Genomic DNA, 11,352 nt, shown 5'->3' on the forward strand with positions numbered 1-11,352 from the left:
AAAGCGAATTCTTAAAAATGAAAGGGGTTAGAAAAGCATGAACATCATTGACGAATTAGAATGGCGTAATGCTATCAATCAACAAACAGATGCAGAAGAGTTACGTGAGTTAGTAGAAGAGAAAAAAATTTCCCTGTACTGTGGGGTAGATCCAACGGGTGATAGTATGCATATTGGACATTTAATCCCATTTATGATGATGAAACGTTTCCAATTAGAAGGGCATCATCCAGTAATTTTAATTGGAGGAGCTACTGGGACAATTGGTGATCCAAGTGGACGTCAAACAGAACGTCAATTACAGACGTTAGAACAAGTACAGCATAATGTTGAGGCATTGACGACACAAATGAAAAAGTTATTTGATTTTGGTGGTAATAGTAAAGTGAAGATGGTAAATAACTATGACTGGACACATCAGGTAAATATTATTGAATTTTTACGTGATTACGGTAAGAATTTTAGTGTGAATACGATGTTAGCAAAAGACATTGTAGCAAGTCGATTAGGGAGCGGGATTTCTTTTACAGAATTTTCATATCAAATTCTACAAGCTATGGACTTCCATCATTTATACAAATACGAAGGAGTACAACTACAAATTGGTGGTAGTGACCAATGGGGCAATATAACAAGTGGGTTAGATTTAATACGTAAATTAGAAGGGGCAGAGGTAAAAGCATTTGGATTAACAATCCCCTTAATGCTAAAAGCAGACGGCACAAAGTTTGGTAAAACAGCAGGTGGGGCGATTTGGTTAGATTCAGAAAAAACAACACCATTTGAATTCTATCAGTTCTGGGTGAATACAGATGATCGCGATGCAATTAAATACTTAAAATTCTTCACTTTCTTAACGAAAGATAGAATTGATGAATTAGCGGTTAAGGTTCAAACAGAACCTCATAAACGTGAAGCACAAAAAGTATTAGCAGAAGAAATGACGAAATTTGTTCATAGTGAGCATGCGCTTTCGCAAGCATTAAAAATTACAGAAGCGTTATTTAGTGGGGATATTCGATCATTAACTGCAGATGAAATTGAACAAGGATTTAAAGATATGCCAACTTTCTACGCTTCAAACGAAACAAAAAATATTGTTGAGTGGTTAGTTGACCTAGGGATTGAACCTTCTAGACGTCAAGCAAGGGAAGACATTAATAATGGAGCTATTTCTATGAATGGTGAGAAGGTAACGGATGTAAATACAGATGTTACAGTTGGAAACTCATTCGATGGAAGGTTTATCATTATTCGTAAAGGTAAAAAGAATTACAGTTTGGTGAAATTAGGGAAATAGATTCTGTTGATGGTAACAGTTCACTTTCATTCGAGAAGAGCTTTGAATTTAGTGACGAAGAATAGGAACAGCACTATGAGCTTGTGCGTCATCCTCATATGCTCATGATAAGAATGTACTTGAAGAATATGCTGTGAAGATGGCAAAAGCAATTCAAGAGAAACTCGAAACCAACTATAATGTAGTGAATAAATTTAGTAGAAAATCATTTATCTACATAATTTATATTGTTACCGAATCCTAGCTAGGCAGTATACTTACTCCCTCAAAATTTAGCGGTGTTGAATACCCCACATTTGTTTATATTATTTCGCGGTTTACCGGAAATTCCAAAAGTGAATCTAAAGAATTTAAAAAAGTTGATTAAATCCTATAATATTTTGTAGTTTATAAAACAACGTTGTTTGAGACTATCCCCTTTAAGTAGTAATTCAAAAACTCCTGGTAATGTGGAGAAAAGAATGAGACTTAGAGAGGACTTTTTTATGAAGAGAAGATTAGTTATCGATTTATTACTTTAGTTTTTCTTTAAATATGCATTTACCATTACTATAGTTACCTACAAGTAACCTACGCACATGAAAGTGCATCATTGCCTTTTTACATAAACATAGATACACTTTTAATAGAATAAACAACTGAGAAGATTAAGGAGTGTTATACTTGGCAGAATTATTACAAGGTAAAAATGCTTTAATTACAGGAGCAGGTAGAGGAATTGGTCGCGCTGTAGCAATCGCATTAGCGAAAGAGGGCGTAAATGTAGGTCTTTTAGCTCGTTCAGAAGAAAATTTAAAAGCAGTTGCGAAAGAAGTAGAAGCAGAAGGCGTAAAAGCTGTTATTGCGACTGCAGATGTATCTTCATATGAAGAGGTAACTACTGCAATTGAAACATTAAAAAACGGTTTAGGATCTATCGATATTTTAATTAATAACGCTGGTATTTCTAAGTTCGGTAAGTTTTTAGAACTAGAAGTTGCTGATTGGGAAAAAATCATTCAAGTAAACTTAATGGGTGTATACTATGCAACTCGTGCAGCTTTACCAAGCATGATTGAACAACAATCTGGTGATATCATTAATATTTCATCTACAGCAGGACAAAAAGGTGCACCTGTAACAAGTGCATATAGTGCTTCTAAATTTGGTGTTCTTGGCTTAACAGAATCGTTAGCGATGGAAGTTCGTAAACATAACATTCGTGTAACTGCTTTAACACCAAGTACAGTAGCAACTGATATGGCTGTAGATTTAGGGTTAACTGATGGAAATCCTGATAAAGTAATGCAAGCAGAAGACATTGCAGAGTTTATCGTAGCACAGCTGAAATTAAATAAACGTACATTTATTAAATCAGCTGGACTTTGGTCTACTAATCCGTAAGGGCTAAATTTATCCCGCTATTCGCCGGGCAGTAAAACTCCCACCTCAAAATTCGGCTGGAGCAAAGAAGTTAGGTGGGAGTCGGGCTGCCCGTAAAAGCCCGATTGGTGAAGGCTAATAATCAGTGGGGGATGAACAAAACCCCCACTGATTAAAGTTTCACTTTATAAACAAAGAAGGGACATCTATTCTGTAATGGAATGGTGTCCCTTCTTTGTTTGTGTGTGAAACAGAATTTTCGGTATAATCAAATATGAATGGTAGAAAAGCATTGAGAAATTGAAGGGGATGGTATTTACATGAGTACGATTGAGAAATGGACCGCTGTTGATCAATATATGAGTGATGTATTAATACCGAAAGATTCTATATTGGAAGAGGTTCTTCAAGCAAACGCTGCAGCTAATTTGCCGGCACATGATGTATCGCCAACTCAAGGAAAGTTTTTACAACTATTAGTACAAATTCAAGGAGCTCGTAACATTTTAGAAATTGGCACTCTAGGCGGATATAGCACTATATGGCTTGCAAGAGCATTGCCATCTGGAGGGCGAATTGTTACATTAGAAGCAAGTGAAAAGCATGCTGAAATTGCACGGAGCAATATTGAACGTACCAATTTGAATGATAGAATTGAAGTAAGAGTAGGGTTAGCATTAGATTCTTTACAGCAAATAGAAAATGAGAAGCATGAACCATTTGATTTTATTTTCATAGATGCTGATAAACAAAATAACCCAGCTTATTTTGAATGGGCACTTAAACTATCACGCCCTGGTACTATCATTATTGGAGATAATGTAGTGCGAGAAGGGGAAGTTATTGACACATCTAGTAGCGATCCTCGTGTACAAGGGATACGCCGTTTTTATGAGTTAATATCTGCTGAGCCACGTGTAAGTGCTACCGCGCTCCAAACAGTAGGGAGTAAAGGGTACGATGGATTTGTAATGGCAGTCGTAAAAGAATGATGTAAGGAGATAAAAGGAATGAAAAAGAAGTTTCAAAAATTATAACGTGTATGGTGTATAACATATTTAGCTCGTGGACCTCCAATATACAAAGCACTATATTATATATTAAAAAATTGGAGGCTATAAGTAGATGAGAACTGAAAAAGAAATGCTAGACTTAATTATAAATACAGCAAAAGAGGATGAAAGAATTCGAGCTGTTATCATGAATGGATCACGTGTAAATCCAAATGTGAAAAAAGACTGTTTTCAAGACTATGATATTATGTATGTTGTAAAAGATATACAATCTTTTACGTCTAATCATAATTGGATTCATAGATTTGGAGAAATAATGATTGTGCAAATGCCGGAAGAAATGTCGTTACTTCCAGCTGATGAAGATGGAAAGTTCCCATATCTAATGCAGTTTACGGATGGGAACCGGATTGATTTAATGCTAGTTCCAGTTGAGTTAATAAATAAATTTGTTGGACAAGATAGTTTAAGTAAACTGATTCTCGATAAAGACGATTGTATTGAAGAATTACCACCAGCAAGCGATAAGGATTACTTAATAAAAAAGCCTACAGAAAAAGAATTTTCGGATTGCTGTAATGAATTTTGGTGGTGCAGTACAAATGTGGCAAAGGGGCTATGGAGAGAAGAGCTTTCTTACGTGAAAGGAATGCTTGATGGCCCTGTGCGAGATATGCTCATTGTTATGCTAGAATGGCATATTGGGATGAAAACAGGCTGTACAGTTAATACAGGGAAGTTTGGGAAGCATTTCGAACAGTATTTTGAAAAAGATATGTGGGAGCAATTTAAAAAGACATTTTCAAATGAAGAATATGAAAACATTTGGGAGTCATTCTTTGTAATGGGAGATTTATTTAGGGAAGTTGCGAATGAAATTGCTAACACTTATGGATATCGATATCCGCAAGATGATGATGACAAAGTGACGAGCTATTTAAAATATGTGAAAGTTTTGCCGAAAGATAGTACATCGATTTATTAATATTACAAAGTAGTAAGACTGTCCTGCTTTGTAATATTAAAGACAAGTGAATGTACATTCTTAGCGTAAGAATAGTAAAGTATCTTTAATGTTACACCTTATATTGAATTAGTACATCACTTATATATTGTGGTGTTTTATTAGACCTTATTTACAACCACAACAAAAAAACGGAAAATTATAACAGTTACATAATGTTGTGGTAAAGTGAAAATTGGCTAATCATTTAAAATGTTTAAGTAGTAGTCCCCTGCTATTTATTCAACTAACTAGAATGTCAGTTGAATAAATCAATAAAACGATTAATATTTTATAAAAGGATTGTATTGGAATTCGTTTATAGTTAAAAATTAGGGGGAGTATACTGATGTTTGAAAAATTCAATTTAGATGACCTGATTAATCGTGAACGAGACCCTTTTAACCCTATAGTGGTTCTGATGTGTGGTGTTGCAGGCTCTGGGAAAACAACATTCGCACAACAATTAGAAAAATTTGGTTTTGTACGTCTTTCAATTGATGAAGAAATTTGGTCTACTAATGGTCGTTTTGGGATTGATTATCCAATTGAAAAGTATGAGAAATACAAGGAAGATGCCGAAAGAAAATTGAGGGATCAATTAGTAATGTTGATTCAGGATAAACAACATGTTGTAGTTGACTTCAGTTTTTGGCAACGCTCAAAAAGGAGCCAATATAAACAGCTTATTGAAGAGACTGGCGGTAAATGGAAACTGATTTATTTGAAAGTAAATCCTAATGATCTACGTAAACGACTTAAAATACGAAGCCAACGTTTTGATGCAAATGCTGCCTTCACAATAACAGAAGAAATTTTAACTTCCTTCCTTAATGGTTTTGAAGTACCAACAGGTGAAGGTGAAATTGTTATTGAACATTAGAGAAGGTTCTTTTTAAAAAAACTAACAGGTATTTACTTCAATAGGAGAAAAGCCTTTTTTCTTACTTCAATCAACGTATGCTTTAGTTTAATAAGGTCTAAAAATGTTGTTGTAGTAAATGAGGTCATTTATAGTACAAAAAAGGATAGAAATAGCAGATCATACTTCTGCTTTCCTATCCTTATTTTTTCTTTATTTAATGTGTGACATTATATAAGACCATCTACTTGCAAAAAAATCAATCATTTTCTTGACTTTTAATAAAATAATAATGGACAGTCTTATTTTTGTATATTGATAAGAAATTCTCTAACAAAGTGCATATAAGCGACATATGAAATTTTAGGGAGGTTTTTATCATGTATTATTTTTATTCACCAGAAAGGTTCGTTCCATTTCAATGGGGACTAGAACGAGAGGTTTCGTATGCTTATATGCCATATCATTCATTTTATTATGGAGTCTATATAAACGCATTGCCATACGCATTACATGTTCCTCAAAATTATGAAGTCCAAATGAAAGAAGAGGATCGGGGATCATGGACACCGTTTTCGTGGGCCGAAAAATATGCGTATGCATTTTCAGGACCATACAATAAAGCGGAAGTAGCTCTTACATTTGATGATGGACCAGATTTAGTATTTACGCCAAAAATTTTAGATAAGTTAAAACAACATAATGTAAAAGCTACTTTTTTCCTGCTCGGTGAAAATGCAGAAAGGTATCCGAATGTAGTAAAGCGTATCGCTAATGAAGGGCATGTAATTGGTAATCATACGTATAATCATCCGAATTTAGCGAAAGTAAATGAGGCAGAGTATCGTAATCAAATTATAAAAACGGAAGAAATATTAAATCGTTTAGCTGGTTATGCTCCTAAATTTATACGTCCACCGTATGGTGAAATACTTGAAAATCAATTGAAATGGGCGACTGAGCAAAATTTTATGATTGTACAGTGGAGTGTTGATACGGTTGATTGGAAAGGTGTAAGTGCTGATACGATTACAAATAATGTGTTAGGGAATTCATTTCCAGGTAGTGTCATACTTCAGCATTCAACTCCAGGTGGACATTTACAAGGATCAGTAGATGCACTAGACAAAATCATTCCGCAGTTAAAAACGAAAGGGGCACGTTTTGTAACACTTCCAAGTATGTTCCAAACATCGAAAGAAAGAAAATGAATGAATGTGTTATCAATTGGGAAATACAGGATTATACCGTATAATGAAAGTGTAGGTTAGGAGGGGATATAATTGATGTATGCACTAGTAAACATAGGAATGAGCATGCTGATTGGCATTATATTTATACTTGCCGCACTTATTCTTCAAAAAAATCTACCGACAGATATTAACGCAGCATATGGTTACCGGACGAAAAGATCTATGAAAAATAAAGAGTTATGGGATGCGGGTAACAGGTATAGTGCAGAAGTGATGAAACAAAATGGATTTATTATGATGTTAATTGGAAGTGTTATTAGTATACTATTTAGATATCCCCATACAACAGCAGTGATTATGGCTGTCATGCTATTGTTAATCATTCGCTTATTTATGCGAGTAGAGAAAAGACTGAAGACACTTGAACAATAATGATAAATACAATAGGACTCCCGGGCAATATAAGCTGGGAGTCCTATTGTATCCCGCTATTTGTGGGCAGTAAGACACCCCACCTCAAAATTCGGTTGGAGCAAAGATGTTAGGTGGGAGTCGGGCTGCCCGTAAACGCCCGATTGGTGAAGGCTAATAATCAGTGGGGGATGAACAAAACCCCCACTGATTAAAGTTTCACTTTATTTACAAACTATTATTTTTTAGCAATTCTTTTCCTTGTTCTACAACAAATTCATAGTATTCAAGGTCATATGGATAAATATCTTCAAGTGTTATCGTTATCGGATTACTGTTTAAAATAGTAATAGTCGTTATAGATGAAATATCTTTTTTTAATAGTTGTAGAAAAGAAGTTGCATGTACTTTCATCACATCGTCTACTTCTTCACCTGGTGCAAATGGAAGTGGTTGTATTACATTATGGAAATACATATGACAAAACTCACGATCAGTGAGATTTGAAATTTCATAATCTATTTTAAAGATTCCTTTGTATACTAAATCAGTAGTTTGAAAGGAAAGCCCCAATTCTTCTTCAATTTCACGAAGACCGCCAATTTGTACATCTTCATCATGCATAATGTGTCCAGCGGATGTAATATCCCATATACCCGGAGCTTCTTTTTTATTTTTAGAGCGTAATTGGAAATATAAGAACATATCCTCTTCATCTTTTTCTACAAACCAGCAATGAAATGTTTCGTGCCAATCACCATCACGATGTACTTCATCACGCAATTTCTTTCCAAGTGTATTTTTTTTAGGGTCAAATATCGTTAACCACTCTGTCATTTTAATTCCCCTTTCTGCAAATTTTATTATACAATATTTGTATTGAATTTTGGGAAAATAAAGAAAAAGGAGCTAAATACGGTTATATAAAATATACATAAATATAGACAAATGTATTACAATCTACCTATGAGGCAATATAAACCAAAAGAATTTGCTGAAATAATTAATGTATCTGTAAGAACTTTACAGAGGTGAGATAACGAGGGTGTATTGACCGCTTACCGAAACCCTAAAGGAAGAGGATATTATACAGATAAACAGTGTAAAGACTATATGGGGATTCAAGAAGAAAATAAGGTAGGTAAAACGGTTATTTACACACGAGTGATTATTGTAGATGAGGTTATCGAGGATATTGGCAGTGGTTTGAATTATAACAGGAAACAGTGGAATAAACTGATTGAAGATTGTACGGACGGTAATGTCTCAACTATTATTATTGCACACAGAGATAGGTTCATACGTTTTGGGTAGAGATTATTGTTGTAAATAATGAAAAATTATCTCCACAGGAAGAGCTTATTCAAGATTTACTATCTATCGTTCATGTATTCAGTTGTAGAATTTACGGGTTAAGGAAATACAAAAAGAAAATATCGAAGGATGAAGATTTATGAAAAGAGCATATCTAATAGAAATCCATCCGACAAAAGAACAAATAACCCAAATAAATCAGACGATTGGTGTGTGTAGATATGTTTACAACCTGTATATCTCTAAAAACAAAGAGCTGTATGAAGCCGAAGGAAAGTTTCTAAGTGGGTATGACTTTTCTAAATGGTTGAACAATGTCTATACAAAAGAATGTGATCAGTGGATAAAAGAAGTATCAAGTAAAGCTGTAAAACAAGCGATTATGAACGGGGATAAAGCTTTTAAGCGATTTTTTAAGGGTTTATCTAAATTTCCACGATATAAGAAAAAGAAGAAGCAAGATGTAAAGTGCTATTTTCCTAAAAACAACAAAACAGATTGGACAGTAGAAAGGCATAGAATAAAAATCCCCACAATTGGTTGGGTAAGGTTAAAAGAATATGGATATATCCCTAAAAATGCAACTGTAAAAAGTGGCACAGTATATCAAAGAGCAGGAAGATATTTTGTATCTGTACTTTGCGAATTGGAAGAAACAGCAACAAAGCGAACACTCAATAAGATAGGTCTAGGGATTGATTTAGGGGTGAAGGATTTCGCTGTACGTAGCGATGGAAAAACTCACAAAAATATCAATAAAACAATACAAGTAAAAAAGATAGAAAAACGGTTAAAACGTGAACAACGCTCTTTAGCGCGTAAATTTGAAAATCTGGAAAAGAGAGGTGAAAAATCTGTTACTAATAAAAGAGCGAATATAGATAAAAATGTTCTTAGAGTGCAAAATCTGCACGCTCGATTAGCGAATATTCGACTAGAGTATGTAAAGTCTATTGTAACGAATGTGGTGAAAATCAAGCCAATGTTTATTACAGTGGAAGATTTGAATGTGAAAGGTATGCTAAAGAATAAACATCTATCTAAAGCAGTTGCTAAGCAGTGCTTTTATACATTTAAAACATGGTTATTGACGAAATGTGAGGAATATGGAATTGAATTACGTCAAGTAGACCGGTTTTATCCATCGTCAAAATTGTGCTCATGTTGCGGTCAAAAGAAAGCGAATTTAAAGCTATCTGACCGAGTATATACATGTGAATGTGGCAATGTAATGCATAGAGATTTGAACGCAGCGATCAATCTTTTACAAGCAAAAGAATATACAATACTAACATAAATAGATTGTATATATGTACGGTGGGCTACATCGGAATTTACGCCTGTGGAGTGTTACAGCAAACTGTAGTAGCGATTGCTTGGCGAGACAGGACACGTAGAAGCAGGAATACTCTAAGAATATACATTTGTCTATATTTTTAGTAGCAGTGATTATAAGTGGGGATAGAAAGTAAGGAAATAAAATCGATTATTTCAACAGAGGAAGAATTACGACAAATATTGGGGCAACCAAGTGAACGGGCTTTGAAAAAAGTTATTTCATCACTCGACCACCATTGCATAGATTTTCTGTCTAAATCTCCTTTTCTAGTATTATCTACTGCAAATAAATTCGGAGAGTGTGATGCCTCGCCGAGAGGAGATGCACCTGGATTTGTATATGTATTAAATAAAAATAAAATTATAATTCCTGAAAGACCTGGTAATCGTCGTATAGATTCTATTTTAAATATTATTTCGAATCCGCACGTAGGGTTAATCTTTTTTATTCCTGGCCTTGGGGAGACACTCCGAATAAATGGCCGAGCGTGTATTACAAACGATGAAGAAATTTTGAAAGAGATGCAGGCGAATGGACGTAATCCGATACTTGGGATTGTTGTTGAAATAGAAGAATGCTATATTCATTGTGCAAAAGCTTTTATCCGTTCGGAAATGTGGAAGCCAGAGTCATGGTTAAATACAAAAGAGTTACCTTCTGCTGCAAAAATGTTACTGGAGCATGCGAAAGTGAATGCTACAGAAGAAGAGGTTGCGCGTTCTTTAGAAGAAAGTTATACGAAAAGATTGTATTAAAAATTATTTATTAATATAGTTTTAGAAGGTGGATATCTACTCGTTTTAGAATGGGGTATTTATATATGAACCGCTGATTTACAAGTTGAAAAATTACAAAATAGGTAAATGGAGCGGCCATTATAAAATGTTATTGTGAAATATAATAAAAAGACACCTTGAAAATAGTGAGTGAAAATAGGCTTGCTTTTTAAAATTTTCATAACTATAATAAATTAACAAATAGACATGAACGAAAAAGTAATGACAAGGACATGAAATCATTTTTACGGTTTACAGAGAGGGAAGCCAAGGCTGTGAGCTTCCTAACACGAGAAATGTTTTTACCACCTTTGAACTTCAATAGTGAACGAGTAATCTAGTAATTATTGACGGTATCAGCCGTTATCTGAACTTGAGCAATCTAGAAGAAAATAAGTCTAGGTTGGAACAAGGGTGGAACCACGAAAACACATTCGTCCCTTTCCTAGGGATGAGTGTGTTTTTTATAGTATTTAAGATTGAAAATTTAAAATAATTAAAAAACGGTATTGATTTTGTTTTTTATGCGAGTATAATGAGTTAACAAATATATATGAACGAAAAAGTAACGATAAGGACATGAGAACATTTTTACGGTTTACAGAGAGGGAAGCCAAGGCTGTGAGCTTCCTAACACGAGAAATGATCTTACCACCTTTGAACTTCAATAGTGAACGAGCAATCTAGTAGTTATTGACGGTATCAGCCGTTATCTGAACTTGAGCAATCTAGAAGAAAATAAGTCTAGGTTGGAACAAGGGTGGAACCACGAAAACACA

10 protein-coding genes, 1 pseudogene and 2 other annotated features (1 of these 13 running past the window's edge) are annotated in these 11,352 nt (G+C 34.4%); of the genes and pseudogenes, 10 read left to right on the forward strand and 1 reads right to left on the reverse strand.

The features are described from left to right. Positions 1–37 precede the first annotated feature (37 nt). The 7 genes from tyrS (at position 38) to FT637_RS10375 (ending at position 7,165) form a co-directional block, all read left to right on the forward strand. Positions 38–1,300: a tyrosine--tRNA ligase gene (gene tyrS, locus FT637_RS10345; protein ID WP_193646180.1), complete on the forward strand. Its 1,263-nt coding sequence runs from the start codon at positions 38–40 to the stop codon at positions 1,298–1,300. A gap of 663 nt (positions 1,301–1,963) precedes the next feature. Next, on the forward strand, positions 1,964–2,683 hold the full coding sequence (locus FT637_RS10350) for a 3-ketoacyl-ACP reductase (RefSeq protein ID WP_002012353.1): 720 nt from the start codon (positions 1,964–1,966) through the stop codon (positions 2,681–2,683). Between the two features lie 299 nt (positions 2,684–2,982). Then, positions 2,983–3,654 (forward strand): O-methyltransferase, encoded by a 672-nt coding sequence (locus FT637_RS10355; protein ID WP_193646181.1) that lies wholly within the window; start codon positions 2,983–2,985, stop codon positions 3,652–3,654. A 133-nt stretch (positions 3,655–3,787) separates the two neighbouring features. Further along, positions 3,788–4,660: an aminoglycoside 6-adenylyltransferase gene (locus tag FT637_RS10360; protein WP_193646182.1), complete on the forward strand. Its 873-nt coding sequence runs from the start codon at positions 3,788–3,790 to the stop codon at positions 4,658–4,660. A gap of 367 nt (positions 4,661–5,027) precedes the next feature. Next, positions 5,028–5,561 (forward strand): AAA family ATPase, encoded by a 534-nt coding sequence (locus tag FT637_RS10365; protein WP_193646183.1) that lies wholly within the window; start codon positions 5,028–5,030, stop codon positions 5,559–5,561. A 359-nt stretch (positions 5,562–5,920) separates the two neighbouring features. Continuing rightward, the gene (locus FT637_RS10370) at positions 5,921–6,751 is read left to right on the forward strand and encodes a peptidoglycan-N-acetylglucosamine deacetylase (protein WP_193646184.1); all 831 of its coding nucleotides are present in this window, start codon (positions 5,921–5,923) and stop codon (positions 6,749–6,751) included. A 75-nt stretch (positions 6,752–6,826) separates the two neighbouring features. Further along, on the forward strand, positions 6,827–7,165 hold the full coding sequence (locus FT637_RS10375) for an SdpI family protein (protein ID WP_193646256.1): 339 nt from the start codon (positions 6,827–6,829) through the stop codon (positions 7,163–7,165). A 207-nt stretch (positions 7,166–7,372) separates the two neighbouring features. On the opposite strand, the gene FT637_RS10380 is transcribed toward FT637_RS10375, so the two are convergent. After that, positions 7,373–7,981, reverse strand: a complete 609-nt coding sequence (locus tag FT637_RS10380; protein ID WP_193646185.1) for an NUDIX hydrolase — start codon at positions 7,979–7,981, stop codon at positions 7,373–7,375. Positions 7,982–8,110: 129 nt separating this feature from the next. Here FT637_RS10380 and FT637_RS10385 point away from each other — a divergent pair. The 3 genes and pseudogenes from FT637_RS10385 (at position 8,111) to FT637_RS10395 (ending at position 10,552) form a co-directional block, all read left to right on the forward strand. Further along, a pseudogene (locus tag FT637_RS10385) lies at positions 8,111–8,677 on the forward strand (MerR family transcriptional regulator). Next, on the forward strand, positions 8,622–9,755 hold the full coding sequence (locus tag FT637_RS10390) for a transposase (RefSeq protein ID WP_319805947.1): 1,134 nt from the start codon (positions 8,622–8,624) through the stop codon (positions 9,753–9,755). Before FT637_RS10385 ends, FT637_RS10390 begins: the two are co-directional and overlap by 56 nt. A 158-nt stretch (positions 9,756–9,913) precedes the next feature. Then, on the forward strand, positions 9,914–10,552 hold the full coding sequence (locus tag FT637_RS10395) for a pyridoxamine 5'-phosphate oxidase family protein (protein WP_193646187.1): 639 nt from the start codon (positions 9,914–9,916) through the stop codon (positions 10,550–10,552). A 234-nt stretch (positions 10,553–10,786) separates the two neighbouring features. Further along, positions 10,787–11,018, forward strand: a binding site (T-box leader). A 114-nt stretch (positions 11,019–11,132) separates the two neighbouring features. After that, positions 11,133–11,352 (forward strand) — a binding site (T-box leader) (it continues 12 nt past the right edge of the window).

The organism is Bacillus cereus, from assembly GCF_015071065.1.
Taxonomy (GTDB): Bacteria; Bacillota; Bacilli; order Bacillales; family Bacillaceae_G; genus Bacillus_A; species Bacillus_A cereus_BA.

Excerpts from the sequence above, each read along its gene's own strand:
- tyrS (WP_193646180.1), top strand. The coding sequence starts at position 38 with ATGAACATCATTGACGAATTAGAATGGCGTAATGCTATCAATCAACAA.
- FT637_RS10355 (WP_193646181.1), top strand. The coding sequence starts at position 2,983 with ATGAGTACGATTGAGAAATGGACCGCTGTTGATCAATATATGAGTGAT.
- FT637_RS10360 (WP_193646182.1), top strand. The coding sequence starts at position 3,788 with ATGAGAACTGAAAAAGAAATGCTAGACTTAATTATAAATACAGCAAAA.
- FT637_RS10365 (WP_193646183.1), top strand. The coding sequence starts at position 5,028 with ATGTTTGAAAAATTCAATTTAGATGACCTGATTAATCGTGAACGAGAC.
- FT637_RS10370 (WP_193646184.1), top strand. The coding sequence starts at position 5,921 with ATGTATTATTTTTATTCACCAGAAAGGTTCGTTCCATTTCAATGGGGA.
- FT637_RS10375 (WP_193646256.1), top strand. The coding sequence starts at position 6,827 with ATGTATGCACTAGTAAACATAGGAATGAGCATGCTGATTGGCATTATA.
- FT637_RS10380 (WP_193646185.1), bottom strand. The coding sequence starts at position 7,981 with ATGACAGAGTGGTTAACGATATTTGACCCTAAAAAAAATACACTTGGA.